The organism is Streptomyces noursei (assembly GCF_016917755.1).
GTDB lineage: Bacteria > Actinomycetota > Actinomycetes > Streptomycetales > Streptomycetaceae > Streptomyces > Streptomyces yunnanensis.
The window spans coordinates 7,965,707-7,991,815 of record NZ_CP070326.1 but is presented as its reverse complement, the minus strand read 5'-3'; the positions used below and the strand labels follow the sequence as shown (position 1 = coordinate 7,991,815).

Sequence of the window (26,109 nt, the reverse complement as noted above, 5' to 3'; positions counted from 1 at the left end):
TGAGGCAATGATGTGATGCCAATCTTTGCATTGCCGCGGAATCTTCCGGCACGGAGAGTGGAGGTGTCCGCGAATCCGCGTGACATGACATCACCTTCGCCACGTTCTAGGAGTACGTTGTGCAACAGTCCCCCCGCGCCGGTCGGGAAGGCGATGTGCTGGCCGTGGTCAGCCAGAGCGGGCCGACGGTGTCGTTCTTCGACGCCGCCTCGGACCGGCACCTCGACACACTGGAAGTCCCCGCCGAGCCGCACGAGCTGTGTTTCGACCCGACGCAGCGGCTGCTGTGGTGCACCACGACGTACCACTCGGGCTACTACCACGACAACAGCGGCCGACGCACCGAGGTGGTCGCCATCGATCCCGACACGCGGAGCGTCGTCGAGGTCGTCGACCTTGCCCCCGAACACGGCCCGCACGGGCTGGCGTTGGACACCGAGCGCCACCGCCTCTACGTCAGCGTGGAGGGCTCCGCGGACCGCCCCGGCGGCGTCGTGGTGATCGACACGCAGACGCGCCGTCCCACGGGCAGGATCGACACCGAAGCGCCCGGCCCGCACTGGTTCGCCATCGACCCGGCGGGAAGGACGGGTTACGCCAGCAACAAGGAGGCGCCGTTCGTCTCGGTCGTCAACCTCGAACGGGGAGTCCTCGCCGCAAAGGTCGAGGTGCCGGGCAGCGAGGGACTGGCCGTGTCCGTCGACGGTGCACACGTCTTCGTGGCCTCGCCCTACGCCGGTCCCTTCTTCAGCGCTGCTGAGGAGCGGACGGCCACGGGAATCCGGGTCATCGACGCCCGCACGGCCTCCGTCGTCGACACGCTGCCCACGGGGAGCGTCGTCCTGCCGCTGCACATGACGTCGACGGGCAAGCTGCTCGCCGGTGAGGCACACATGGCACCCGACCCGAACTCCGGACTCGGGCGCCAGGCACCGGGTCGCCTCAAGGTGTTCTCCGCCGACACCCGCAAGGAACTGGGCGAGGCCGAGGTGGGGCTCCTGCCGCTGACGATCACGTCGTCGCCCGATGGCCGGCTCGCCTATGTGGCAGGCGTCGTCTCCTCCACCGTCGACATCGTCGACCTGGAGACGCTGGAGTGCCTGGCCCGGCTGGACATCGCCAAGCTCGGTGCCCCCGGCGCGCACGGCCTGGCGTACATCCCGCGTCCGGCCTGATCTGTGGGGGGACGCCGCCCCTGCCGGCCACCGGCTCGGCGACGACTACTCTCCGGCCGCCCTGCGGGACCGCAACTCCTCGATGAGGGCGTCGACCTGCCCCCGGTCGTAGCCCCGCCGCACCAGGTCGAACGCCGGCGGCCCGGCCGATGGTGCGGCCTGGGACAGCCGCTCGATGTACGCATCGACCTGTCCGCGGTCGTAGCCCCGCCGCACCAGAGCGAATCCGAAACCGCCGCCCGACTCCCTCGCCTTGCGTGAGAACACCATGCGCACCCCCGTGCTTCTCTCATGTCTGCAACCGACAGAAGGAAAGGTACTCCTGCGCACTGACACTCGGGCACGGCGGTCGGCGCTCACCGCCCCGCGCCACAGTCCGGCGCCTCGAAAGGCCGCCGGACTGTGGCTGTCGGTGGGGTGGCAGTCGGCTACGTGAGGGCCTGCCGGTTCACTGCTTGCTCACGATTCCTGCGTCGACTCGCGCCACCTCACTTGGCGAAGGCCGCGGTGCCGTTCGGGGTGCCGAGGCCGGTCGGGCCGTCGTAGCCGTCGCCGGCGGTGCAGAGGTACGACGGGGAGCAGGAGCCGTTGGCGCCGCTGGTGACGTCGTTCAGCGCGGAGGTGTGGGTGTACGGGTAGGAGGCGGGGGTGTCGCTCGCGCCCGGGGCGCCCGCGAGGGCGTAGACGCCGGCGATGAAGGGGGCCGAGGCGCTGGTGCCGCCGTAGACGTTCCAGCCGCTGGCCTGGTAGGTGTCGTAGACCGCGAGGCCGGTGGCCGGGTCGGCGACCGAGGCGACGTCCGCCACGGTGCGGTTGGCGCACCCGGAGTCCTGCTGCCAGGCAGGTTTGTTGTCGTACTGGGAGCAGCCGGAACCGGCGCCCTCGCCGCCCGCACTGGAGCCCCAGACGGTCTCGCTCCAGCCGCGGGCGCTGCTGTCCTGCTGGAGTGAGGTGCCGCCGACCGCGGTGACGTACTGCGAGGCCGCCGGGTACTCGACGCCGTAGCCGCTGTCGCCGGAGCTGACGGTGATGGCGACGCCCGGGTGGTTGAAGTACTTCTCGTCGGAGGTGGCGTCGGTGGAGTCCTCGCCGCCGCCGTAGCTGTTGGAGACGAACTTGGCGCCCATGGCGACGGCGCGGTTCACCGCCGTCCCCAGGTCGTCCATGCTGGCGCTGTTCGCCTCGACCAGCAGGATGTGGCACTGCGGGCAGGCGGCGCTGACCATGTCGACGTCGAGGGATATCTCACCGGCCCAACCCGAGTCCGGCGCCGGGTAGTTGCTGCCGCCGTTCTGGTCGACCTTCTGGAAGCAGCCGTTGGCGGTGGTGCATTCGGGCAGGCCGTACTGGGAACGGTACGTCGCCAGGTCCTGCTCGGCGTTGGGGTCGTCGTTGGCGTCGATGATCGCCACCGTCTGGCCTGAGCCGCCCGACTGGGGCAGGTTGTACGCGCTCTGCAGGTCGCTGGGGCCGTAGCCGGAGGGGGCGGCGTGCGGCCGGAGGGACAGCTGCTGTGTGACGTCCGTGCGGGCCACCGCGTTGCAGGCCATGTAGCCGGGCTCCGACGGGTGCGCACACAGCCGGTGGGTGTGGACGTGCGCGCGGGCCGCGGATGCGGTGAGGGGCGCGTGGGTTGTGGGCGCCGCCGGTGCGGCGCTGGAGGGGCTGGCGGCGATCATGCCGCCGATGACGAGGGTTGCCGCCGACAGCAGGGCCGGGACGCCGCGGCGCGCCAGCCCTCTCGTGCGATCGGATCTGCCCTTTCGTAGGGAACGCAAGGGATCGACCTCCGTGGGGGAAGGAGCCGGCGGACGGCGCTCCCGGGGCGGCATGCACGTCATGTGCTGCGCATACGCGTGTCCTGTCAAGAGCATGACATTTCACTGGCGGTGCGCGGACGTGATGTCCCGTCAGGGGCCATTGTGCCGGTGATGAGTTGCGCACGTGCACTCAGTCGTGCCACCCCGTTGAGTGGTGGCTCCATTGAAAAGTAGTGAACCCTGCGTCAAGGAGACACCGAGCTACGGCAAAGGCTTTCCCTGGGTCCGCCGTACGGCCTCGCCGGGGCGGCCGTCGCCGGCCGCACTTCCCCCTCGGCCCGTCGCGCCTGCGGCACGGCGCAGGGCGGCGCTCCCCTCCCCGGAGGCGCCGCCTCAAGTCCGCCCCCCGATCGTCCCGTCGGGGCTCAGCTCAGGGCGGAGGCGCAGGTGGTGGGGATGGCGTGTGCCGGGTCGAGCGCGTTGGCGGTCTCGTGGAAGGCGATCCGGTCGATCAGACCGATGCTCGCGTGCATGGAGACGTCCACTGGGCACAGGTGCTGGATCAGAATGTTGTGGACATGGGGGCCGTGCAGGAACTCCGAGCCGAGGGGCGTGACGACCTCGTCGTACTTGGTGGCGATGACGGTGTAGTGGATACCGGGAAGGGTGTCGCCACCGGCGTTCAGGCGACGCAGCAGTGGGGAGCCGGCCTTCTGTTGGATCAGCCCCGGGGTGAGCGTGTGGAGGGTCTGCTTGATCGGGGCGATGTCCACCAGTGCGGCCAGGCCGTGCAGGTCGGTGCCGTGGTTGTCGGGGGCCAGTCCGACCAGCGTGTGCACCTTGTGGCGACCGCCGTGGAACTTCATGTACACCCGCGGCATCATGCCGCCCTGCGACTGGCCGACGATGTCGACCTTCCGCGAGTCCGTCGCGGCCCGCACCCGGTCGACGAACAGGGCGAGTTGCTCGGCCGAGGCGTCGATCGGACCGAGCCCGCCGACGAGGGGGAGACCGGGCAACTGGCCGTACGTCAGGGAGAACACGCAGTACCCGCGGGCCACCAAGTAGGGCGCGAGACCAAGCCAGTTGTCGACGGAGTTGGCGAGGGTGCCGTGGACGAGGACGACCGGGCGAGGGTGCCGGGCGGAGGGCCGGCAGGAGAAGTCGTTCCAGCCGCTGCTGACGGTGGCCGCCCACGGCGTGTGACGTGGGGGGCCCGCGACGGATGACTTGAGGAGGGGCAGCCCCAACGGCCCGCGGGGGGCGGAGGAGAAGGACGTCGGGAGGGGCGACCCGAGTGGTTTGCCGGGAAGCGCGGTGGCAGGCGGGTGGGCGGCGGCGACGGGTGAGGTGGTGAGGCCGGCGGCCAGGGCGACCGCAGGCAGGGTGGTGAGCAGTCGCGACCAACGCAGCTTCATACGGTGCTCCTTGCGGGGTGAGCGGACTCCGAAGTGATCCGTGAGCCGTTCGCCTGGGATTCGGATCGCAAGGGCCAACGTGGTGACTGAGAGATAGGTTACGGCCGGTAATCATCCTGTACCAATGCGGTTACGGCGAACGGAGCCGCTCCCAGGCAGGGGCCTGGCGGATGGGGCAGGGGCCCGCGGCGTCGGATCAGGCTTTCAGGCCGTAGAAGTGGATCGGCGAGTTCGATGTGAACCCGATGCGCGGGTACACGGGGGCCCCGGCGGCGGTCGCGTGCAAGGTGGCGCGGGTCAGTCCGGTGGCCCGGGCGCCCTCGTACAGCGCCTTGCGCGTGACCGCCTCGCCGTAGCCCCGGCGCTGCCACTCCGGGTCCGTTGCGACCAGCGCGACGAACAGGCGGCCTGCTGCTTCGACCGCTCCCGCGCAGGTCACCGGAACGTCGCCGCGCATGCCCAGGTAGGCGTACACCTCGTTCTTCCACAGCGCGGATCCGGCGAGTCCGTCGCGGCCCGTCGCCAAGGGGAACCCGTAGCCGCGCGAATTGAGGTCCGCGTAGACCTGCAACTGCTCATCGGTGGTCACCCGCACGAACGTCAGCTCGGGGTGGACCGGCTCGGGCAGGGGGAGCAGGTCCCCGGCCATGCCCCAACCGGGGAAGGCATGCCGAAGACCTGCCTGCTTCGCCGCGGTCTCCAGCGCGCGGCGAGCCCCGTCGTCGAGGAGGTCCTCGAAGAGCCACAGGAAGCCGGGGCGCTTCTTCGCGCGCATGATGTCCGCTGCCTGGCCCAGGCGTTGCCCGAGGAGCCCTGCGTCCGCGCCCACATCGGTGAGGGTGAGGCAGTTCCAGAAGGGGAATCGACAGTCGGCCCAGCGCACGGCGATGCCCGGAAGGTCCCGCACGTCCGCAGCTGCGTCGCGGTCGAGCACCATGGCGCGCCAGGCCACGGTGAGCTGTTCCATCGATTCGACGGACTCCGCAAGATCGGTCAACGTAACCCCACAGGTCAGTGAGCTTGGAGAAACCCTTCCCCCACTCCTACACGAATCCGGCGACACGGGGCGGTGCGTCCTGCCGTCTCGGGCCTCACGTCGTTGACGTCCGGCCGCATCGGGGGCGGGCGCGAACTCGCGGTACTCGTACCGTCCGTTGGGTTGCCCGGGGCGGGCCGGGCCCTGCGCCCTATCGTTCGCCGTGCGCGCGCCGTTGCGGCCCGTGGTCCGTCGCGGGTGGTGTGCGGGTGACGGCGAGCAGCGCCATGTCGTCGGTGATGCGGCCTGCGGAGTGGCGGTTCACCTCGCTGAGGAGGGCGTCGAGCAGTGCGTCCGGCCCGGGGAACTCGACCCCGGTCAGCCCGGCCGTGGGGTCGAAGAAGTCTCCGGCGCGGTTGCGCGCCTCGTTCAGGCCGTCGGTGTACAGCAGGAGCGTGGCCCCTGAGGGGAAGGGCACGGTGTCGGTCCGGTCCTGGCCGGTGCCCAGTTCCGCCAGTCCCAGGGGAAGGGCCGGTACGGACGGTTCCGCGGTGTGCACCCGGCCGCCGTGCAGTACCAGCGGGGCCGGGTGGCCGCGGTTGAGCAGCCGCAGTTGATCGTGGCCGTGCGGGATCTCGACGAGGACGCCGGTGACGAAACCCTCGATGCGCTCGGGGCCCGTCCGCAGGCACCTTTCCCGGAGCAGGGCCCGCTCCAGCCTGGCCGCGACCCCGGCGAGCGTGGGTTCCTCCTCGGCGGCCTCCCGGAACGCACCCATGGCCACGGCCACCACCTTGACCGCGTCCAGGCCCTTGCCCCGCACATCGCCCACCAGACACCGCACGCCGTACGGAGTGTCCTGGGCGCTGTAGAGGTCGCCGCCGATCTGGGCGTCCTTCACGGCCGCCTGGTAGCGCACCGCGATCTGCAGCGGTCCGATCGAGGCCGGTGGCTGCGGCAGCACCGCGCGCTGCGCGGCGAGGGCGATCCTGCGTGCGGACTGCATGCGCGCGTAGCTGTAGTACATGAGGCGGTTGACGACGATGGCGAGGGCCGAGACGGTCACGACCGCCGCCAGCTCGCTCCACCCACCGGAATCCCCGATCAGACCGAAGTGGGTGAGCAGCGCGACATCGGTGGCACAGGCGCCGATGCCCGCCAGGATGGTCGCGCGGAGCGACAGCAGCGCGGCAGCCGTCATCGGCGCTGCCGTATAGAAGGCTTCCGCACTCACGTGCGGGGAGGTGGCGTAGTCGAAGAGCGCGCCTCCGACGAGCAGGAGGACGGGAAGGAAGTGAAGGTGACGCAGAAACCAGCGCCCGAGCGTGGCGCGCCCCGCGCTCGACGTCCTCACGTCCCCGCTCCCGCTCTGCCGTGCTGCACCACACCTCAAGCATCCTCGGGCCGGATGACGGCTGCCAGTCGTGGAACGACCGTATGGGTGTGGGGTGTGCGGTGTGCGGTGTGGCGACGGGGCGGCTCCAGGGGAAGGCGCGGGTCGTCGTGCCTGGAGTTGCGGCTGTGTGCATACCCCCTCATGCCTGTGCGCGTGCGTGCACTCACCTGGAGTGGTGTGACGGCGCCTCCGGGCAGCGTGGGGAGTTCTCGTCTCGGTGCCTTCCCGCGCCCGCTTCATCGCCATGTCATCGGCATTTCAACGCCCTCCGCGAGAGTGGGGAGGTCGTCTGGCGAACGACCGGTCGTGCAGCGGCGCGGAGTCTCCACCGGCGAAGTTGCGTGTCGCCGATGGTTCGGGCTCGCTGTTGGTCTCAAGGAAAGGTGTGTTCATGGCCAGGCTGATGGTCCTGTTCATCGGCATCGCGGTGGTCTTCTCGGTGATCGCCTTCAAGGGCGGCAATGCGCCGGTGGGCCTCCTGTTCATCGTGGTGGCGGCCGCTCCGGTCCTCTTCCTCGGGTATGCCGTGGTGAACAGGCGCCGGGCCGGCGGGGCCACCGCCCCGGGGCAGCGGCCGCAACAGCGTGGCCGGCGGACGGTGATCCCGCGGGTGATCGCGCTCGTCATGGTCGTGGCGGTGGGCTACGGCGTGTACTGGGTGATGTTCGAGCCGAAGGCCAACGACAAGGCGCTGACCCGGGTCTCCGACTTCGAGACCGGCTGCGGCGCCGGCCTGGCCCGCAAGTACTTCCCGCAGGCGGCCGACCACACCGGCGGCGGCCCACACCCGATCGCGATGTTCACCATCAGCGAGTCCGGCTCTCCCCACCCCGCCTACCCGGCCTCCGGCACGGCGGACTACTGGAGCGGAAACGGCCTCGACCCGCACCGGGTCCAGCTGATCGCCTGCCTGGACTCGCCCGACGAGGGCGAGTTCCTGACCGACTGCACGTTCACGACGGACAGCATCAAGCTGTACCGCGGCGTGTACGACGTGACCGTGTACGAGGCCAGGACGGGCAAGAAGGTCGGCAGTGAGCAACTGAGCGGCTCCCGCAAGCCCGACTGCCCGGGGATGGTCTACCTCAAGCGGGGCACCGACAAGCTCCACACCGAGCCGGAGTTCGCCGACTACCAGGCCGTGCTGCGGAAGTACGTCGACAACTGACGAGGCCGACCACCTCGCAGGACCCGTCCCTGTCAGGTGGTTCGCCCCAGGGCCGGCGCAGGTGGTGCCGGGGCGCGGTCGGCAGTCAGCCCAGGCCGGTCGCCCATGCGCTCAGCGCGGCGAAATCCTCCGTGGTCAGTCCGACGCGGGGGTCTATCCGGTGCAGGAGAGCGGGACCGTGGTGGTGTTCCGCGACCCAGGCCCGGTCTGCGTCGGTGATCTCGTCGTCGACCCAGGCGAAGGCGCGCCCCCTGGCCCACGCGACGACCTCCGGTGTCTTCCAGAACACGCCTCCCACAGGCTCGGGCCGCGGCGAGCGCCAGGGGACGAAGGGCAGCGTGGGCAGCCCCAGGGCCGGGGCTATGAAGTCGTTGGCCTCCTGCTCCCAGGTGGTCGCCCAGACCAGGTCGAAGGGGAGTGCCAGCAGCGCCGGCCCGTGGTGCGGGTTGAGCCAGACACGAAGCGGCTTGATGCGCCCGTCGGCCAGCCCCCAGTCGGTCAGCCGGCGTCGTTGGGCGGCCTCCCAGCGGGGCGTCAGCAGCCGATGCGTCTGATAGCCGGCGGGGCGTCGCTGCGGCTTCGCGGCATAGGGGTTCAGCGGTCCGTCCACGTCCACCAGCAGCACTGGGCGCATCAGTTCGCTCCGATTCCCGCGTCCTGCTGCGCAACGTACCGTTCGGGCAGGTGGCCGCCCAGCGAATTGTTGAGGTGCCGGCCGCCGAGAGCGAGCACCTCGGGCGCGTTGTGCGGGCGGCGGCCGCCCGCTCGTGCCGGCACCCATGCCGGCGACCCTGGGGCAGCGCCGATGTCGGGGTCGTGCGCCCTCGTATGACGCCTCAAGCGGGGGCAAATTTCCGGTCAAGGTGCGGGTGGGGCGGTGGTGACGCCCGTGTCGTCGACTGGGCCGCGCAGCAGCATCAGAGGCCATCTGAACAGGGGGAAAACCGATGTGACCGGGACCGCCCCGTACCCGGTGTTGTCGGACCCGCGCCCTAGACTCGCTGTGCGAGGGCTTGTTCCGGGGAACGGAGTGGGTGTTCATGAGCGGGGAGTGGACGGCAGGGGGGCTGCCGCCGGTGGCGGCGGCGCGTACGGCCGAGGCGCGGCGGCGGGGCACATGGTCCTCGGCGCTGTCGACGGGGGAGTTCACCGCGATCCGGTCCGTCGGCTTCGAGCCGGTCGGGCAGGTGCTGGGCACGGCCGTCTACCACGTGGCAGGTGGCGGGAGTTCCTGGCGCTACTACGACTGCGGCTATGGGAACGCCAGTTGGTCCGGGCGCGGCTCGACGCCCGCGCCGGTCGCCGTCTCCGGTCAGGGGGCCGCCTCCAAGTCGTTGGTCGATGTGCTGCTGGCCGCACGGCATGCGGCGCTCGCGCGGATGACGGCGGAGTGCACGGCACTGGGCGGCGACGGCGTGGTGGCCGCCGACCTCACCATGGCGCCGTTCCCCTCCGCTCCCCACTGCTTCGAATTCCAGGTGACAGGCACCGCCGTGCGGGCACGGGGTGCGGTGCGGCCCCATCGTCCCTTCACCACGCATCTGGACGGCCAGGGCTTCGCCAAGCTGATCGCCGCGGGCTGGGTGCCGGTCGAACTCCTGGTGGGGCTGGCCATCGGTACCCGCCACGATGACTGGACGACCCGGCGGCAGAACTGGTTCGGGGCCGGCAATCAAGAGGTCGCCGGCTGGAGCCAACTGGTCTCGGCGACCCGCCATGACGCGCGGGCGCGGATCGGTGAGCAGGCGTGGCACACCGGAGCGGACGGCGTGGTGCTGGGCGACAGCCGCCTGCGGATCTGGCGCGAGGAGTGCGTCCGGGCGCGCCGCCGCAACAGCGACTCCGACCAGAAGGACCATGTCGCCGAGGCCACCTTGGTCGGCACCGCGGTGGCCGGATTCACCGTGCGCCAGGAGCCGCCGCGCACGCTGACCATGATGTCGCTGGATGCGAACCGCCGCCGTGCGCGTGTCACGTGACGTACCGCCGAACACCACCCGTCGGCTCCGACCCGTCGGCGTCCGTCGGTCCTCGCCCGTCCAGCACCACCAGGCACTTTCACGAGGGGAACCGCTCATGACCGCCACCGACCCGACCACCCAGGGCGTCCCGGCCGATGCGATGCGGCGGTTGGCCGAGCTCCAGCCGGGCAAGCCGGGGTCGATCTTCACCAGTGATCTGTCGGTCAACGAGTTCCTGCTCGTGCGCGAGGCCGGGTTCCGGCCGCTCGGCCTGGTGCTGGGCAGCTCCATCTACCACGTGGGCATCCAGCTGGGCCGCTGGGGGAAGAACCAGGAGCTCACCACCCTGAGCCAGGCCATGTACCACGCCCGGGAGTTGGCCATGACCCGGATGGAGGCCGAGGCGGCGCAGCTGGGCGCCGACGGCATCGTGGGCGTGCGGCTCTCGGTCGAGGCGCGGGATTTTGGCAGTGATATCGCCGAGTTCATCGCCATCGGCACCGCGGTGAAGGCCGACGAGCCCGCGCCCGGCGGCAACGGCAGCTGGCGCAACGCCAAGGGCCAGCCGTTCACTTCGGACCTCAGCGGGCAGGACTTCTGGACGCTGGTCCGCGCCGGGTACGCCCCGCTGGGCATGGTCATGGGCACCTGCGTCTACCACATCGCGCACCAGAAGATCGGCTCGATGTTCTCCAACATCGGCAGGAACGTGGAGATCGAACCGTTCACGCAGGCCCTCTACGACGCGCGGGAGTTGGCGATGGAACGGATGCAGCGCGAGGCCGAGGAACTCCACGCGGAAGGCATCGTCGGCGTGCAGCTCAACTCGCACAACCACCGCTGGGGCGGCCACACCACGGAGTTCTTCGCCATCGGCACCGCCGTGCGGCCGCTGCGCGAGGACCATGTCATCGAGCGTCCGACGATGGTGCTGAGCCTCGACGGCTGAGCACGCGCCCCGTCGCCCCGACCGCAGACCGACACGAAAGGCCGCCGCGCTGATGTCCTCCCACGACCCCGTCCCGTCCGAGTCCGGTGGCGGCGCCGCCACCGTCGACATGCTCGCCGCCGCGCTGCGCCGGGACGCCGCCGACCTGGAGGTGTACGCCCAGGTGCTGACCGGGGCGCTGGCGGACGCGCTGCCGCCCGGTGCGGTGACGGTCGAGCGCAAGCGCGGCATGGCCGACCGGCTGGCCGGCAGGGAGGGGAAGGTGGCCCGGCTGGAGGTCGCGCTCGGCGAGCAGCGCCTGGTGCTCGACCTCTCCGGCAGCCGACCCGGCGGCGAGGTCTGCAAGGAGGTGCGGGGCGTGGTGCTCTCCCGCCGCCCGGTCGAGCTGGACGAGTGGGTGCGGGAACTGGCCGAGGCCGTCGCCGCCCGCGCCGCGTCCGACGCCCGGGCCCGGGCGGCGCTGGAGAGGCTGCTGCTGGGCGGTTGACCCCGGAGTCGACCGGCCCGCGACGCCGGGATCGGCACCGCAAAGGCTCCGACGGCCCAGGCAGCCCAGACACCCGACCGCCCCTGCCGCTCCTACCGCCCCGCCGGTTTTCACCGCCCCGGCCGTCCGGTCACCCCAGCGGCTTGTCCAGCACCGCTTTGGTGTGGCTGAAGGTCTCCATCGAGTACTCGCCGTGGTAGCGCCCCATGCCGCTCTCGCCCACCCCGCCGAACGGCAGGCCCGGCGCGGTGAGATGGGCGACCGGCAGGCCGAAGGCCAGGCCGCCGGAGGAGGTTTCGGTCAGCAGCCGGTGCTTGGTCTCGTCGGAGTCGGTGAACGCGTACAGCGCGAGCGGCTTGTCGCGCTCGTTGATGAACGCGATGGCCGCGTCCAGATCGGGCACCGCCACGATCGGCAGGATCGGGCCGAAGATCTCCTCCTGCATCACCGGGGCGTCGGGGGAGACGTCGGCGAGGACGGTGGGTGCCAGATAGCGGTCGGCGCGGTGGTGGGTGCCGCCGATGACCGTACGGCCGCCGTCGAGGAGAGCGGTGAGCCGGTCGAAGTGCCGCTCGTTGACGATCCGTCCGTACTCGGGGGCGGTTGCCGGATCCGCTCCGTAGACCTCGCGTACGGCCTCGGCGAGGTGCTGTTCGATGTCCTTGGCGGTGTCGCCGACGGCCAGCACGTAGTCGGGGGCGACGCAGGTCTGGCCGGCGTTGAGGAACTTGCCGGCCACCAGGCGCCGGGCGGTCGTGGCCAGGTCCACACCCGGGTCGAGGACGACGGGGCTCTTGCCGCCCAGCTCCAGCGTGACCGGCGTCAGGTGGCGGGCGGCGGCGGCCATCACGATCCGGCCGACGGCGCCGTTGCCGGTGTAGAAGATGTGGTCGAAGCGCTGGGCCAGCAGGGCGGTGGTCTCCGGGACGGCGCCCTCGACGACGGCCACCGCCTCGGCGTCCAGGTAGCGGGGGAGCAGCCGGGCGAGCGCGGCCGAGGTGGCCGGGGCGAGCTCGCTGGGCTTGACGACGGCGCAGTTGCCGGCGGCCAGCGCGCCGACGAGCGGGCTGAGCGCGAGCTGGAGCGGATAGTTCCAGGGCGCGATCACCAGGACGACGCCGAGGGGTTCGCGAACGGTGTGCGCGGTCGCCGGGAGCAGTCGTTCGGGCAGCTCCGCGGGCCGGGGTGCCAGCCACGCGTCGAGGTGGTCGAGGGTGTGGTCGATCTCGTTGAGGGTGAAGCCGATCTCGGTGCGGTAGCCCTCCGCGGGGCCCTTGCCGAGGTCGGTGGCGAGCGCGGCGAGGAGCTCGTCGCGGTGGTCGGTGAGCAGGGTGCGCAGGGCCGTGAGCTGGCTGCGGCGCCAGTCGGTGGCGGCGGTGCGGCGGGTGGCGAAGGTGGTGCGGAGCCGGTCGACGACGGTGGCCGCGTCCAGGTCGGGGGTGGGGGCGAGGGTGGTCATGGCGCCGAGGCTACATGAAACGAAAATTTTTCGTTTCGTAATGCGGGTCGATAGACTCCCGGTGTGGGCGAACGTACCGAGAGCAATCAGACCGCCGCGGCCGGCCGGCGGCCCGCCCGTGGCCGCCCGCGGGACGCCGAACGCGACCGGGCCCTGCTGGAAGCCACCGTCCAGGTCCTCCAGGAGAACGGCTACGGCGGGCTGACCACGGCCGCGGTCGCCAAACGGGCCGGGGTCTCCACCGCGACCCTCTACCGCCGCTGGCGCTCCAAGGAGGACCTCGTCGTCGGTACCGCCGTGCGCTGGGCGAGTGACCTCGGCCCGCAGCCGGACACCGGCAGCGTCGAGGGCGATCTGGCCGCGCTGCTGCGCGACAAGGCCGACACGCTGGAGGGGCCCGGCGGACGGCTGTTGCACGTCCTGATCGGTGAGTCCGCGCACAACGAAGCGCTGGCCCGCGTGCTGGACACCGCGATCATCGAGCCGGTCCGCGACCGGTCCGCCACCGTGGTGCGCCGCGCCGTCGACCGCGGCGACATCCCGCCGCTGGAGAATCCGCAGGTGCTGGCCGACCTCGTCGTGGGCTCGATGGTCAGCCGCCTGTTCCTGACCCCCGACGCGGCGCACCGGAGCGCGACGGACGGCCCCTCGTCCGGCGAGGCGGCGATCCGGGAACTGCTCCCGTTCCTGTTGCGTGCCCTGGGGGTGCAGCGGGGCTGAACGATCTCCGGCCGGCGCCCCGGGCCCTATTCGCCGGGCGTCAGCCGCATCCCGTGCAGGGCCACGGCGAGGTCGGCCACCGCGCGGGGATCGCGCAGCGAGCGCCCCGTCAGCTCCTCCAGCCGGCGCAGCCGGTAGCGGACGGTGTTGCGGTGGCAGTACAGCAGCTCCGCGGCGGCGACCGTCGAACCGGCCGCCGCGAACCAGCACTCCAGGGTCTCCAGCAGGCGGTCCCGCTCGTCGGCCGGTAGCCGCAGTACGCCGTCCAGGGCGGCCCGGGCGATCCGTCCGGCCTCGTCCGGGGCCGCCGCCACCAGCAGGGCGGCCGGGCTGTTGTCGAAGCGCGCGATGCCGGTGGTGGGGCGACCGCGTGCGTCGGTGAGCGCCAGGCGGGCGAGCCGGAGGGCCTTGGGGGTCTCCCGAAGGTCGCGGTAGGCGGGGCTGATGCCCACGTGGGCGGCGAGCGACCGCTCCAGGACGCGCAGCACCGCGTCATCGGCCTCCGGATGCGGAACGGCCACCACGCCGACCTGTAGGTCCGGCAACAGGCGCCAGGCCGACCGCAGTTGTTCGGCGCGCAGGCGGGCCTCGACCCCGGGCAGCGCCTCCCGGCCGGGGACGGGCACCTCGGCGGCGACCACGACATACGGTCCACCGGTCGGCAGGCCGAGCACATCGGCGGCGTCCCACAGGGTCGTACGGTCGGCGAGCAGGCCGGTGAACAGCGCCTCGACCATCGCCGAGCGCTCCCGCTCGCGTTGCAGCACCAGCTCGGAGACCTCCTCGCGATAGGCGTCGCTGGCCGACGCGGCGAGGCCGCCGTTCACCCACCACGCGGCCAGGGCCATGATGCTCTCGGTGGTGAGGCCCTGGGTGGAGCGGGCCTCGGTGGCGATCGCGGACCACAGGATCTCGGACCCGACGCGATAGGCGTGCAGCAGCTCGGCCAACGGGGTTCCTTGGCGCGCCCGTTCGCGGCCGGTCTCGCGCGCCGGCGCCATGTCCCCGTCGCGGCCGTCGACGAGCTGCTGGAGCACCAGCTCGCAGTTGCGTCGACACGATGCGGTCAACTCCGCGAAGGGGATGTGTTCGTCGCCCCGGTAGTAGGGCACCTGGGCGCGGATGTAACGGGCCATCCGTGCGCCCAGCTCCTCGGTGCGGGTCAGCAACGAAGCCGCTATCGGGGCGATTTCGGCGAGTGCGTCGGGCTTGCGGCTCATACCCGCAGGTTACAAAGGTCGCACGCACAAACGGGTGTGGTTGTGCTCTGGGACAACAGAGGCGGGTGTGGTGCTGTGCGTCCGCACATGGCCCCTGTGGCGTCGGGCCGTCACGATACGAGGACGTTACCGGCCGGTATCGGACCGATTTCCGTCGTGCTGCCTTCTCAGGGGGAACCGTGCCCAGAGCCGCATTACCGCGCACCACACACACCCTCGCCACCGCTGACGCCCCGCGCAGCGCCGGCGTCCGGAAGTGCGCGTCCGTACTGACCGGCGCCGCGCTCCTCGCCTCGGCCCTCACCGTGACCACCACCCCGGCCTCCGCGCACGCCGCGGCCCCGGCCGGGACGGGGAAGTACGTGGCCCTCGGCGACTCCTACGCCGCCGGGGCCGGCGTCCCCGCGCAGTCCGCGGGCCTGTGCCTGCGCTCCGACCGCAACTACGGCCATCTCGTCGCCGCGGCCCTCTCCCCGTCCTCCTACGTGGACAAGACCTGCGCCGGCGCCAAAGTCGGCGCGCTCACCACCGCCCAGACCGACCTCGGGATCGTCGTCAACGGCCCCCAGCTCGATGCCGTCACCCCCGACACGTCCCTGGTCACCCTCACCCTCGGGGGCAACAACCTCGGTACCTCCGACGTCGGCTTCGTCGACGTCGTGGTCGCCTGCTCCGCCCTGTCCCTGACCAACCCGTTCGGAGCGCCCTGCCGGAACTTCTACGGCGACACGCTCAGCAAGCGGCTCGACTCGGCGGCGGCGCAGCTGACCGACGGTCTCCGCAAGCTGTCCGCCAAGGCCCCCAAGGCCAAGGTGGTGGTCGTCGGTTACCCGGCGGTGCTCCCCGACGATCCGACGACATGCTTCGGCAAGATGCCCGTCACGACCGGCGACCTCCGCTTCCTGCGCTCCGTCATGGGCGAGCTCAACGAGAAGGTCGCGAGGACCGCCACCGCCGCGGGCGCCACGTACGTCGATACCCTCGCTCCGACCAAGGGCCACGACAGCTGCTCCGCGTCCCGCTGGATCGAGGGGCTGCTGCCGACCTCGCCCGCCGCACCGCTGCACCCCAACGCCAAGGGCGAACGAGCCATGGCCGACGCGGTGTTGAGGGCATTGGGGCGCTGAACCGCACAATCGCCCGAGGCGCCCTCCGCCGCTGCCCGCGGCCGCACCGGCCCTGCGCCGTTGTCGCCGCCACGGGGCGGGCGGAAGCCGACGGACTCCCGTGGTGACGGTCCGCGTCTCTGCCTTTCGGTAGAGCCGCGGATCCCCCGCGAGGTTCACACCGGGCCCGGATTCGGGCGTCGATACCGGTCAGCGTGTCACGCACCAGCCCCTTCCGCCGTCTCGCCGGTCATCGCCCGTCGGCCGGCATTTTCGTCCCGGTCCGCGCGCACGGTGGCGGAGACCGCCGGCGTGGCCCTCGCGGGCCTGGGCGTCTTTGTGACGATCGGACGCCTTGAGCCGTGGCCGCACCAGGGGCTCCAGTTGCTGGCGCTCGCCGTGTCGCCCGGCGTCGGGCCGATCACCGCGGCGACCGCGTACACGGTGGCGCGCCGGACCGCCCGCGCACGGCGGGAGGCCCTGACCAACGTGCACCGGTACGCGACCGCGGCCCGTTCCGCCCGCCCGCCGGATCACCGAGGCGCTGACCCTCGCCCTCGGGCTGGCGGGGGTGTGTGCTGATGGTCATCGCGGTCCTCTTCGTGTACGCCACCCGACCCCGGCACCAGGGGCCGCCCGCTGCCCCGCGTCGGCATGACCCACCAGGAGGTGGTGGGGACGGGCGTACTGGACAACGCGGCGGTCCGGGCCGCGGCCACCGGCCATGAGCCGTCGCGCTCTGGGAGACCCCGTGACCGAGCCCACCCGGCCCATCCGCGTCCTGCTCGCCGACGACGAGACGATGATCCGGCACGGCGTCCGGCTGATCCTGCGGCACGCCGACGGCATCGACGTCGTCGCCGAGGCCCAGGACGGTCGGCAGGCCGTCGAGCTGGCCGCCGTCCACCGCCCCGACGTGGCGCTGGTGGACGTCCGGATGCCGGTGTGCGACGGACTGGCCGCGATCGCGCCGCTGCTCGCCCTCGATCCCGCGCCGCGCGTGGTGATGCTGACGACCTTCGGTGACGAGGCCAACGTCATCCGCGCCTGGAGGACCGACTGCGCACCGCGGTGGGCAACAACCCGCTGCTGACGGTTCAGGACCGGGCTGCACTCGTCCACGAGGCCGCCGGCACCGTCGGCAACCTGCTGACCCTGACCTACGGGCTGCTCGCCCTCGGCCTGGTGATCACCGCGCTGGGCATCGTGAACACGCTGGCCGTGTCGGTGGCGGAGCGCACCCGGGAGATCGGCGTGCTGCGGGCCATCGGCATGGACCGCGCGGGCATCCGGCGCGTGATCCGACCGGAGTCGCTGACCATCGCCGCGTTCGGCACGCTCCTGGGGCTGCTGGGCGGGATGTTCGGCGCCCGGGCGGTCGGCGCACTGGCCGCGGACCGGATCAGACGCACTGGGGGCACAGGCCCCGATAGGTCATCTCGACACCCGAGACGGTGAAGCCGAACCGCTCGGAGGCGGGGAGGTCGGCCAGTGGGTCGCCCTCGGGGTGGACGTCGCGAATCGCGCCGCAGCGCGCGCACACCAAGTGGTGGTGCGGGCGGTGCGCGTTGGGGTCGTAGCGCTTGGCGCGGCCGTTAGTGGTCACCTCGGTCACCTCGCCGAGCGAGACGAGCTCGCCGAGGGTGTTGTAGACGGTCGCGCGGGAGATCTCCGGCAGCCGGTCGGTGGCGCGCGCGAGTACCTCGTCCGCGGTGAGGTGGATGTGCTCGCCGTCGAGAACCTCGGCGACGACCCGGCGTTGTGCGGTCATCCGCCAGCCGCGTCCCCGAAGTCGTTCCAGCAGGTCACTCATGGTCACCAGCCTAACCGTGCAGCATCCGGCGAATGAATTCGTACGGATCTGGTCGCCATATTGACTTGGATCTAGTCCATCGTAGGATCGGTTCTGGCGATAGCCAAGGGACGAGACACCGCAGGGAAAGCACGTGACGGTTCACCACATGGGTCCGCTCACCCCCGAATCCTGTCGCGCCGGTCGTGGACAGCCGCGGCGCAGGCGAGCGTCGGCAGCCCGCGGGCTGTGCCCATCCGTGTGGCGCCGGCGCACGGACGGTGACGACCTCGGCGTCGAGGCGCTCGCCGCCGGTGCGTGCCGTCAGGCATCCCATGTCCCCCCTCGCGTCGCGTACGGGCCGGCCGCACACCCAGTGCGATCGGCCCCGTGTGCCGTAGCGAACCGGCCGACGGCGTCGATGGCTCCGTCGGTCAGGCCCCCTGTCCGACCGCGACCGACGACAACGGCTTCCCGGTCAAAGAGGCCGAGATCGCCCACCTGGGGCCTGTGCCCCGATATGTTCCATTGCCGGCGGTTGTCGATCCACTGCTGGCGGTTGCTGAGTCTGTGATCCGCCTTATCCGGAAGGATTCCCATGTCTGAGAACCATGACGCACAGGCCGTAGAGGGCGAGGGCGGCTGCCCGGTGGTGCACGGGCGGGCCCCGCATCCGACCCAGGGGGGCGGTAACCGGCAGTGGTGGCCGGAGCGACTCAATCTGAAGATCCTCGCCAAGAACCCGGCCGTGGCGAACCCCCTCGGTGAGGAGTTCGACTACGCCGCGGCGTTCAACAGCCTGGACCTCCCGGCCGTGAAGCGGGACATCGCCGAGGTGCTGACCACCTCGCAGGACTGGTGGCCCGCCGACTTCGGCACCTACGGCCCGCTCATGATCCGGATGGCCTGGCACAGCGCCGGCACCTACCGGATCAGCGACGGCCGCGGCGGCGCCGGCGCCGGTCAGCAGCGCTTCGCGCCGCTCAACAGCTGGCCGGACAACGCCAGCCTCGACAAGGCACGCCGCCTGCTGTGGCCGGTCAAGAAGAAGTACGGCCGGAACATCTCCTGGGCCGACCTCATGATCCTCACCGGCAACGTCGCACTGGAGTCGATGGGCTTCAAGACCTTCGGCTACGCCGGCGGCCGCGAGGACGTGTGGGAGCCGGAGGAGGACGTCTACTGGGGCCCCGAGACCGAGTGGCTCGGCGACGCCCGCTACACCGGCGACCGCGAGCTGGAGAACCCGCTCGGCGCGGTCCAGATGGGCCTGATCTACGTCAACCCCGAGGGCCCCAACGGCAACCCGGACCCGCTCGCCGCGGCCCGCGACATCCGCGAGACGTTCCGCCGCATGGCGATGAACGACGAGGAGACCGTCGCGCTGATCGCCGGTGGCCACACCTTCGGCAAGACCCACGGCGCCGGCCCGGCGGACAAGGTCGGCCCGGACCCCGAGGCCGCCCCGATGGAGCAGATGGGCCTCGGCTGGAAGAGCACGCACGGCACCGGCGCGGGCCCCGACGCGATCACCAGCGGCCTGGAGGTCACCTGGACCACCACGCCCACCCAGTGGAGCAACGGGTTCTTCAAGAACCTCTTCGAGTACGAGTACGAGCTGACCAAGAGCCCGGCCGGCGCCAACCAGTGGGTGGCGAAGGACGCCGAGGCGATCGTCCCCGACGCGCACGACCCGTCGAAGAAGCGCCTCCCGACGATGCTCACCACCGACCTCTCGCTGCGCTTCGACCCGATCTACGAGCCGATCTCGCGGCGCTTCTACGAGAACCCGGAGGAGTTCGCGGACGCCTTCGCCCGCGCCTGGTACAAGCTGACGCACCGTGACATGGGCCCGGTCGCACGCTACTTGGGCCCTGAGGTCCCCTCCGAGGTACTGCTGTGGCAGGACCCGCTGCCGGAGCGCACCGGTCAGCTGATCGACGCCGCGGACACCGCCGCCCTCAAGGAGCAGGTCCTCGGCTCCGGGCTCACCGTCGCCCAGCTGGTCTCGACCGCCTGGGCCTCGGCCTCCTCGTTCCGCGGCAGCGACAAGCGCGGCGGGGCCAACGGCGCCCGCATCCGCCTGGAGCCGCAGCGCAACTGGGAGGTCAACAACCCGGACGAGCTGGCGCAGGTGCTGCGCACCCTGGAGGGCATCCAGGAGTCCTTCAACTCCAAGGGCGGCAAGCAGGTCTCGCTGGCCGACCTGATCGTCCTCGCGGGCGGCGCGGCCGTCGAGAAGGCGGCCAAGGACGGCGGCTACGACATCGAGGTGCCCTTCACGCCGGGCCGCGTGGACGCCGTCCAGGAGCAGACGGACGTCGAGTCGTTCGACGCGCTCGAACCGGCCGCCGACGGCTTCCGCAACTACGTCGGCAAGGGCAACCGCCTGCCGGCCGAGTACCTGCTGCTCGACAAGGCCAACCTGCTGACGCTGAGCGCGCCCGAGGCGACCGTGCTCGTCGGCGGTCTGCGGGTCCTGGGCGCCAACCACGGGCAGTCCAAGCACGGCGTCCTCACCGACAAGCCGGGCACGCTGACCAACGACTACTTCGTCAACCTGCTCGACCTGGGCACGACGTGGAAGTCGACGTCCTCGGCGCAGGACGAGTTCGAGGGCCGCGACGCGAGCGGCGCGGTCAAGTGGACCGGCACCCGTGCCGACCTGGTCTTCGGCTCGAACTCCGAGCTGCGTGCCGTCGCCGAGGTGTACGCGGGCGACGACGCCAAGGAGAAGTTCGTGCACGACTTCGTCGCTGCGTGGGACAAGGTCATGAACCTGGACCGGTTCGACCTCGCCTGATAGAGCTGTGACGTCCGGGTCGGCCGGTGCGGGTCGCCCCGGACGTCACCCGTTCCGCCCCCGCTGATCCGGGGGCTTCCGGCGCCCGGCCGAAGAGCCGGCCGGCGAGGTCGACGCCCACGACGGCGCCGGCCTCGTCGCGCGTGAAGTACCCGCGCTGCCCCTTCAGGCCGCCCTCGGTGACGACGTACTCGTCGCCGTCGCCGGGCAGGAAGGCCATGCCGGTCGCCGGGTAGTCCGGGGGCATGTCCGCCTCCGAGGCGGCGCGGATCTCCGGCTTGATCCCGACCGCGAGGGTGAGCCGGGAACCGTCGGTGGCGATGTCGAGGTCCATGGCGTCGCTCTCGTAGCGGCCGACGACCTCGCCCGCCCGCGCCGCGTCGTAGGGGAGCGGCTCGGGGGCGCGTTCCACCACCCCGAGGTAGTGCTCAAGCGCCCAGCGCACGACGGATTGGTTGAACTGGTAGCCGTCCGGCCCCGCGTTGGCCAGGGACACCACCGCGAAGTTCCGCTCGGGCACGATGAGCAGTTCGGCGAACTGGCCGTTGCCCGAGCCGCCGTGGCCGATCGTGTGCACACCGTCCACCTCGCGCAGGAACCAGCAGATGCCGAACGCGTCGCCGAGCGTGCTGGCGCGCAGCGGGACCGTCGGCTCCTGCATGCGGCGCAGCTCCTCGGCGGGCAGCACGCCGTCGCCAGCACCGAGGTGGAAGCGGGCCCAGCGCAGCAGGTCGCTCACCGAGGAGGCGGCACCTCCGCCGGGGTCGTTGCCGCGGGTGCCGGCCCGGAACGCCTTCCAGGGCTGCGCGGCCCGCAGCGTCCCGTCCTCCCCGCGGTTGTACCCCACCGCGAACCGCCGGACCATCACGTCGTCCGGGTCGAAGAAGGTGTTCGCCAACCCCACCGGCTCCAGGACGAGCGAGGCCAGCGCCTTCTCGAAGGACAGGCCGGTGACGTTCTCGATGACCCGGCCGGCCAGGTTGTACCCGGCCTGGCTGTACGACGCCCGGGTGCCGGGCGGCGCGATCACCCGCAGCTCGGCCAGCTTCGCCACGAACGCGGCCAGGGAACCGTCGCCCTCGTCGCCGTCGATCAGGTGCCAGTCGAGCCCTGCGGTGTGGTTGAGCAGGTTCAGCACCGTCATCCGTGCCGCGGCCTCTTCGTCGGCGAGCCGGAGTTCGGGGACGTAGCGACGCACCGGTGCGGTCAGCTCCAGCTTTCCCTCGGCGGCCAGTCGCATCAGGGCCGTCGCCGTGAAGGTCTTGGTCACCGAGGCGATCGGGAAGAGCGTCCGCTCGTGGACGGGCAGCGGATCGTCGATGCTCGTCACTCCGTGCGACGCGAAGAACTCCTGACCGTCCCTCAACACCCCCACCGAGACACCGGGAACGTCGAATTCCTCGGCAGCCGTCCCGATGAACGCGGACAGCGACTGGTCCTGTGACATGGTTTCCCCCTCCGGGCACTTGAACTAAGTGCGAGTAGACCTTAGGGCCGTTCTTGAACTTTGTGCAAGGAGGTGCGTGAACTAAGTTCAAGTAAGCTGGCGGACATGCCACGAGACACCCTGACCGCAGACCAGATCGTCCGTGCCACCATCGCGTTGCTCGACGAGGAGGGCCTGGACGGCCTCAACATGCGCAGCCTGGGAGCCCGCCTCGGCTCGGCCGCCACGGCGATCTACTGGCACATCAAGACCAAGGACGAACTGGTCCGACTGGCCGGCGACGCGATCTGGGCGGAAGTGGAACTGCCCGATCTCGACACCACCGACTGGCGGACGGCCGCCACCGCCATGGCCATCGGGACGCACGCCATGCTCACCCGACACCCCTGGCTCGGCCAGGCATTCGGCAGCCACCTCCTCTACGGACCCGGCAAGGCCCGCTTCGACGAGCACAGCCTCGCCCTCTACGAGAAGGCCGGATTCGCCCCCGCCGACGCGGACCGGGCCGCCGCCACCGTGCTCCTCTTCGTGCTCGGCAGCGCCCTCGGCCCCGCCGCGCAGGTGTCCCTCACCAGGCGGCTGAGCAAGAACGGCAAGGACGCCGAGCAGCAGTTGGCCGACACCATGGCCCGCGCCGCCGAGATCGCCAGGCCGTACCCCCGGCTCCGCGCGCGCCTCGGCACCCCGGCCGCCGCCGACTACTCCGCGGCACCCGACAACACCTTCGCGTTCGGCCTCCAGGCCATCCTCGACGGCATCCGGGCCCGCCTCGCCGACCGCTCCCACGGCGACCGCACCTGACCCTCACCCGCCGTCTCCCGGGGATGCCCGGGAGGCGCCCGTCCGGCGGTCCTCCTCGGAGGCCCGGCCTCAGTGGGACGCCGCGGCCCCGGTGCCCGAGACCTGCTCGATCTCGGCGGCCGGGAACGGCGTCCGCTTGCTCACGGTGAGCCAGCGGCGCTGGAATTCGCCGATGATCACGGCGGCTGGGGAGTGCCGGTCGAGGAGGGCGGCTATCTCGCGCGGGACGCCGGCGGGCCGATTGCCTGCGATCCACTCGCGCAGGAACGCCTGGTGTTCGCCGCCGCCGCGCAGCCCGTCGGGCAGATGGTGGCGGAGCAGATGGCTCACCGCATCGCAGCGGTCGTAGGAGAGATGGTCGGAGAGGAACTCCGCCTCGGTCGACGACAGTTCGAAGCCGGAACTCAGGGCGAGTCCGAAGTCCGCGAAGTACAACGGTCGGCCGTGTCGGTCAAGGGGACCCGCTTGACGAACACCCGCGTCCCGTCGAGGTCCAGCTCGGCCGACCCGCCGCCGACGCCGGAGCCGAGCGGCGCCGCGTCGGCCGCCATCGCGCCGATCCGACGGCCGCTCAGCAGGGACAGACGCGTGGCCACGGCTCCGTAGGCGGCCAGCCGCGCCGCGTACCGCGGATCCGGCTGCCGCATCGACGACTCCTCGGCGCCCTGCACCAGGGCCTCGGCGATCTCGCGGACGCGGCCGAGCCTGTCCACCGGCTGAGCCTCGTGGCGGCGCCGCCCACGGCCCGTGCGGGCTTACGCCGTCTGCGCCGAGGGGAACGCGCCTGCCGCGTACTGCCGGGCTCCGATCAGGTGATTCGGTGCCCCGTCCCGACAACCGCAGGTGCAGGCGGACAGGCATCCACTGTCATGGCCGACGACGAAAGGACTGATCCATGTTCCACCCGTCCCGTATCGCGGCAGCCGCGCTGCTGGCCGCACTTCCCGTTGTGGGGGTCGCCGCAACCGCTGCCCCGGCCCAGGCCGCCTCGCCCGTCCCCCAGCAGCACCAGCCCAAGGACGGCCCGGATGACGGCCCGCTCGGGGACTCGGGGGGCGGTCTCTTCGGAGGTGGCGACGAGGGCGGTGGTCTGGCCGGCCTCGGCTGACGTTCGCGCCGGTCGCTGAGCCAGCATGCCGGGCATTTCACACAAGGGCCGTTCCTCGCACGAGGAACGGCCCGCTTTGTCGGCCCGGGCACCCGAGCAGGCCGCGCTGGCCTGCGCCTCGGGCCGGCTTCACGCCCCAACTTCCGTTTCGGGCAGAAGACTTGCCCGGAATGGAGTTCCGAACGCTGCGGCTGGCCAGCAGCCCGGACAGAATGGATCATGCGGGGATGACCGAAGACCTGATTCCCGCCTCGCCGACCGCGACGCGCCTCGCGCGGTACACGCCGACCGACCAGAACGAAATCCTCGGCGACGGTGCCGACCCCTTCGGCGTCGCGGACGCCGGTTTGACGTGGCTGCCCAAGGAAGACCATTTCGGCATCAGGCTGGAAGGCCGCCTGGTGGCCCACGCCGGCCTGCTGAGGCTGCCCCTGTCGATCGGGGGACGGGACACGGAGGTGGTGGGCGTCGGCGGGGTGGCCGTCGCGTCCGACCTGCGGGGGCGCGGACTCGCACGGCTCGTGGTGGCGGCAGCCGTGGACCACGCACGGACCATGGGTCCCCAGCACGGGCTTCTCTTCTGCCGACCGGCCCTCGTCCCCCTCTACCAGCGGCTCGGCTGGCAGCCGGTGCCGCAGGACGTCCAGGTCGAGCAACCCGAGGGACCCGTGGTGATGCCGTTGCGGACCATGTGGACACCCCTCCGGCCCGGAGTGAACTGGCCGGCCGGAGAGGTGCGTCTGCGGTCGTTTCCGATGTGAGGCTCGGCTGGATGCGCCAACCCCTTATGAGCGGGTCGTCTCGTAGGTGGGGAGGGTGGCCGGGGTACTCCGGTGCGTCTGCCGCAGGGTGTGGACCAGGACGGCCGAGCCGGCGAAGACGACAGCGGCGATGACGCCGGTGAGGTGCAGGCTCGCGGTGAACGCCGCCCGCGCCTGGCGCAGCAGTTCCGCGCCCTGGTCGGCGGGCAGGCGCGGACCGGCGGCGATCGCGCCGGCCAGGGAGTCGGACAGGCCACCCATCCGACTGCGGTAGACCACCGCGGCCACCAGACCGAGCAGCCCGAAGCCGAGAGATCCGCCGAAGTAGTTGCCGGTCTCCGACAGCGACGCCGCCGAGCCGGCACGCTCCGGCGGAACGGACCCGACGACCAACCCGGTGCCCAGTGCGAACAGCGGACCGGTGCCCAGTGCCAGTACGGCGATGCCGATCATCACCAGCGGCAGGGCGCCCGGTCCGTCGACGCCGACCAGCATCAGGCTGCCCAGGGCCGAGGCCACCAGCCCTCCCGCGATCGCGGCCGTCTGCGGCATCCAGCGGGTCAGTGCCGGCGCGGCCATGGTGCCGACCGCCACGCCCAGGCCCATGGGGGCGAACAACACCGCCGACATGACCGGTGAGAAGCCCAGCACGCTCTGCAGGTACTGCGTCACCAGCAGGCCCGTACCGGCCATGGCGACACCGGCGAGGACCAGCGCGACAATCACCGCCGTGAACGGGCGGTTGCGCAACAACCGCAGGTCCAGCAGCGGCGTGCGCAGCCGCAACTGCCGGCGTACGAACAGCGATCCGAGGGCCGCGCCGACGACGAGGGCCACCGCCGGCACGACGGGCACGCTCTCGACGGTCAGTTGCTTGATGCCGTAGACCAGCAGGAGCACCGCAGCGAGCGACAGCCCGACGTCGGCCAGGTCCAGCCGGCCGGCCCGGTCGCTGCGGAACTCCGGGAGCAGGACCGGCCCGGCGAGCAGCAGCAGCGCCATCGCCGGCACGGCGACCAGGAACACCGATCCCCACCAGAAGTGCTGGAGCAGGAATCCGGCGAGTACCGGTCCGAGCGCGCCGCCGGTGAACTGGCAGGTCGCCCAGATCGCGATGGCCCGCCCGCGCTGTCGTTCGTCGCGGAACATATTGGTGATCAAGGCGAGGGTGGACGGCGCCAGGGTCGCGCCGGCGACGCCCAGCAGCGCACGCGTGACGATCAGCATCAGCGGGTCGACCGCGAAGGCGGCCACGACGGACAGCACCGCGAAGGCCGCCCCGCCGATCATCAGCAGTCGCCGGCGACCGATCCGGTCGCCGAGCGTGCCCATCGTGATGACCAGCCCGGCCACCATGAGTCCGTAGCTGTCGCTGATCCACAGCTGCTGGAGGTTGGTGGCCCCCAGGTCGGCGCTCAGCTGCGGCAGCGCGAGGAGCAATGCCGTCATGTCCATCGCGACGAGCAATGTCGGCAACATGAGGACGACCAGTCCCCACCACGCCCGGTTGACTCGCATGTCTGAAGCTTCCTGTTCTCTCGACGTGTCGCCGGAGGGTCGGAGCGGCCGAGCGCTTCTTGACATCGGTGTGCGCGAAAATCC

At 71.5% G+C, this 26,109-nt stretch carries 25 protein-coding genes and 1 pseudogene; 13 read left to right on the top strand and 13 right to left on the bottom strand.

The genetic code is table 11. From position 1 onward, the window contains the following. Positions 1-119 precede the first annotated feature (119 nt). A complete protein-coding gene (locus tag JNO44_RS34955) occupies positions 120-1,175 on the top strand; it encodes a YncE family protein (protein WP_205367982.1) in 1,056 nt (351 codons plus the stop codon). A 45-nt stretch (positions 1,176-1,220) separates the two neighbouring features. Here the strand turns inward: JNO44_RS34955 and JNO44_RS34950 are convergent, their stop codons facing one another. The 5 genes from JNO44_RS34950 to JNO44_RS34930 all read right to left on the bottom strand — a co-directional run bounded on the left by JNO44_RS34950 (position 1,221) and on the right by JNO44_RS34930 (position 6,683). Then, positions 1,221-1,445, bottom strand: a complete 225-nt coding sequence (locus tag JNO44_RS34950) for a DivIVA domain-containing protein (protein WP_205367980.1) — start codon at positions 1,443-1,445, stop codon at positions 1,221-1,223. A 218-nt stretch (positions 1,446-1,663) separates the two neighbouring features. Continuing rightward, positions 1,664-2,854, bottom strand: coding sequence for a S53 family peptidase (locus tag JNO44_RS34945; protein WP_240168019.1), 1,191 nt, complete (start codon positions 2,852-2,854; stop codon positions 1,664-1,666). A 506-nt stretch (positions 2,855-3,360) separates the two neighbouring features. After that, positions 3,361-4,353, bottom strand: a complete 993-nt coding sequence (locus tag JNO44_RS34940) for an esterase/lipase family protein (protein ID WP_240167802.1) — start codon at positions 4,351-4,353, stop codon at positions 3,361-3,363. 196 nt (positions 4,354-4,549) lie between these two features. Further along, positions 4,550-5,350, bottom strand: coding sequence for a GNAT family N-acetyltransferase (locus tag JNO44_RS34935; protein ID WP_205367978.1), 801 nt, complete (start codon positions 5,348-5,350; stop codon positions 4,550-4,552). 190 nt (positions 5,351-5,540) lie between these two features. Continuing rightward, positions 5,541-6,683 (bottom strand): PP2C family protein-serine/threonine phosphatase, encoded by a 1,143-nt coding sequence (locus JNO44_RS34930; protein WP_205367975.1) that lies wholly within the window; start codon positions 6,681-6,683, stop codon positions 5,541-5,543. 433 nt (positions 6,684-7,116) lie between these two features. On the opposite strand from JNO44_RS34930, the gene JNO44_RS34925 reads away from it, so the two are divergent. Next, positions 7,117-7,893, top strand: a complete 777-nt coding sequence (locus tag JNO44_RS34925) for a hypothetical protein (protein WP_205367973.1) — start codon at positions 7,117-7,119, stop codon at positions 7,891-7,893. A gap of 85 nt (positions 7,894-7,978) precedes the next feature. Here the strand turns inward: JNO44_RS34925 and JNO44_RS34920 are convergent, their stop codons facing one another. After that, positions 7,979-8,527, bottom strand: coding sequence for a hypothetical protein (locus tag JNO44_RS34920; RefSeq protein ID WP_205367972.1), 549 nt, complete (start codon positions 8,525-8,527; stop codon positions 7,979-7,981). Positions 8,528-8,933: 406 nt separating this feature from the next. Between JNO44_RS34920 and JNO44_RS34915 the strand changes: the two genes are divergently transcribed. The 3 genes from JNO44_RS34915 (at position 8,934) to JNO44_RS34905 (ending at position 11,290) form a co-directional block, all read left to right on the top strand. Next, positions 8,934-9,872, top strand: coding sequence for a heavy metal-binding domain-containing protein (locus JNO44_RS34915; protein WP_205367971.1), 939 nt, complete (start codon positions 8,934-8,936; stop codon positions 9,870-9,872). A 97-nt stretch (positions 9,873-9,969) separates the two neighbouring features. Beyond that, on the top strand, positions 9,970-10,803 hold the full coding sequence (locus JNO44_RS34910; RefSeq protein WP_205367970.1) for a heavy metal-binding domain-containing protein: 834 nt from the start codon (positions 9,970-9,972) through the stop codon (positions 10,801-10,803). 52 nt (positions 10,804-10,855) lie between these two features. Continuing rightward, complete coding sequence (locus JNO44_RS34905) at positions 10,856-11,290, top strand: hypothetical protein (protein ID WP_052286442.1); 435 nt, start codon at positions 10,856-10,858, stop codon at positions 11,288-11,290. Positions 11,291-11,420: 130 nt separating this feature from the next. On the opposite strand, the gene JNO44_RS34900 is transcribed toward JNO44_RS34905, so the two are convergent. After that, the gene (locus JNO44_RS34900; RefSeq protein ID WP_205367969.1) at positions 11,421-12,749 is read right to left on the bottom strand and encodes an aldehyde dehydrogenase family protein; all 1,329 of its coding nucleotides are present in this window, start codon (positions 12,747-12,749) and stop codon (positions 11,421-11,423) included. A 63-nt stretch (positions 12,750-12,812) separates the two neighbouring features. On the opposite strand from JNO44_RS34900, the gene JNO44_RS34895 reads away from it, so the two are divergent. Next, on the top strand, positions 12,813-13,469 hold the full coding sequence (locus JNO44_RS34895; RefSeq protein ID WP_205367968.1) for a TetR/AcrR family transcriptional regulator: 657 nt from the start codon (positions 12,813-12,815) through the stop codon (positions 13,467-13,469). 26 nt (positions 13,470-13,495) lie between these two features. Here the strand turns inward: JNO44_RS34895 and JNO44_RS34890 are convergent, their stop codons facing one another. Further along, positions 13,496-14,689, bottom strand: a complete 1,194-nt coding sequence (locus JNO44_RS34890) for a PucR family transcriptional regulator (RefSeq protein WP_205367967.1) — start codon at positions 14,687-14,689, stop codon at positions 13,496-13,498. A 179-nt stretch (positions 14,690-14,868) separates the two neighbouring features. Here JNO44_RS34890 and JNO44_RS34885 point away from each other — a divergent pair, with 179 nt between their 5' ends. The 3 genes and pseudogenes from JNO44_RS34885 to JNO44_RS34875 all read left to right on the top strand — a co-directional run bounded on the left by JNO44_RS34885 (position 14,869) and on the right by JNO44_RS34875 (position 17,253). Further along, complete coding sequence (locus JNO44_RS34885) at positions 14,869-15,816, top strand: SGNH/GDSL hydrolase family protein (RefSeq protein ID WP_205367966.1); 948 nt, start codon at positions 14,869-14,871, stop codon at positions 15,814-15,816. A 703-nt stretch (positions 15,817-16,519) separates the two neighbouring features. Next, positions 16,520-16,861 (top strand): annotated as a pseudogene (locus tag JNO44_RS34880) (response regulator); the annotation flags it as partial. A gap of 5 nt (positions 16,862-16,866) precedes the next feature. Further along, entirely contained in the window at positions 16,867-17,253 is a 387-nt protein-coding gene (locus JNO44_RS34875; RefSeq protein ID WP_240167801.1) for an FtsX-like permease family protein, read from the top strand. Here JNO44_RS34875 and JNO44_RS34870 read toward each other — a convergent pair. Continuing rightward, positions 17,198-17,608, bottom strand: a complete 411-nt coding sequence (locus tag JNO44_RS34870) for a Fur family transcriptional regulator (RefSeq protein ID WP_205367965.1) — start codon at positions 17,606-17,608, stop codon at positions 17,198-17,200. The two genes, JNO44_RS34875 and JNO44_RS34870, sit on opposite strands and share 56 nt — an antisense overlap. A gap of 577 nt (positions 17,609-18,185) precedes the next feature. Between JNO44_RS34870 and katG the strand changes: the two genes are divergently transcribed. Then, positions 18,186-20,390 carry a catalase/peroxidase HPI gene (gene katG, locus JNO44_RS34865; RefSeq protein ID WP_205367963.1) on the top strand — a complete coding sequence of 735 codons (2,205 nt, stop codon included), beginning with the start codon at positions 18,186-18,188 and terminating at the stop codon, positions 20,388-20,390. On the opposite strand, the gene JNO44_RS34860 is transcribed toward katG, so the two are convergent. Continuing rightward, entirely contained in the window at positions 20,359-21,837 is a 1,479-nt protein-coding gene (locus tag JNO44_RS34860) for a serine hydrolase domain-containing protein (protein WP_205367961.1), read from the bottom strand. The genes katG and JNO44_RS34860 overlap by 32 nt on opposite strands. A 105-nt stretch (positions 21,838-21,942) precedes the next feature. On the opposite strand from JNO44_RS34860, the gene JNO44_RS34855 reads away from it, so the two are divergent. Continuing rightward, positions 21,943-22,638, top strand: coding sequence for a TetR/AcrR family transcriptional regulator (locus JNO44_RS34855; RefSeq protein ID WP_205367960.1), 696 nt, complete (start codon positions 21,943-21,945; stop codon positions 22,636-22,638). 69 nt (positions 22,639-22,707) lie between these two features. On the opposite strand, the gene JNO44_RS45310 is transcribed toward JNO44_RS34855, so the two are convergent. Both JNO44_RS45310 and JNO44_RS45305 read right to left on the bottom strand, forming a co-directional pair. Then, complete coding sequence (locus tag JNO44_RS45310; RefSeq protein WP_420882712.1) at positions 22,708-23,073, bottom strand: hypothetical protein; 366 nt, start codon at positions 23,071-23,073, stop codon at positions 22,708-22,710. After that, entirely contained in the window at positions 23,043-23,351 is a 309-nt protein-coding gene (locus tag JNO44_RS45305) for a hypothetical protein (protein ID WP_420882711.1), read from the bottom strand. The genes JNO44_RS45310 and JNO44_RS45305 overlap by 31 nt, the downstream gene beginning before the upstream one ends. 182 nt (positions 23,352-23,533) lie before the next feature. Between JNO44_RS45305 and JNO44_RS34845 the strand changes: the two genes are divergently transcribed. Both JNO44_RS34845 and JNO44_RS34840 read left to right on the top strand, forming a co-directional pair. After that, positions 23,534-23,746 carry a hypothetical protein gene (locus tag JNO44_RS34845; RefSeq protein WP_205367959.1) on the top strand — a complete coding sequence of 71 codons (213 nt, stop codon included), beginning with the start codon at positions 23,534-23,536 and terminating at the stop codon, positions 23,744-23,746. Between the two features lie 227 nt (positions 23,747-23,973). Next, complete coding sequence (locus JNO44_RS34840) at positions 23,974-24,507, top strand: GNAT family N-acetyltransferase (protein ID WP_205367958.1); 534 nt, start codon at positions 23,974-23,976, stop codon at positions 24,505-24,507. A 24-nt stretch (positions 24,508-24,531) separates the two neighbouring features. Here JNO44_RS34840 and JNO44_RS34835 read toward each other — a convergent pair whose 3' ends face one another. Further along, positions 24,532-26,025, bottom strand: a complete 1,494-nt coding sequence (locus JNO44_RS34835) for an MFS transporter (protein WP_205367957.1) — start codon at positions 26,023-26,025, stop codon at positions 24,532-24,534. Positions 26,026-26,109 lie beyond the last annotated feature (84 nt).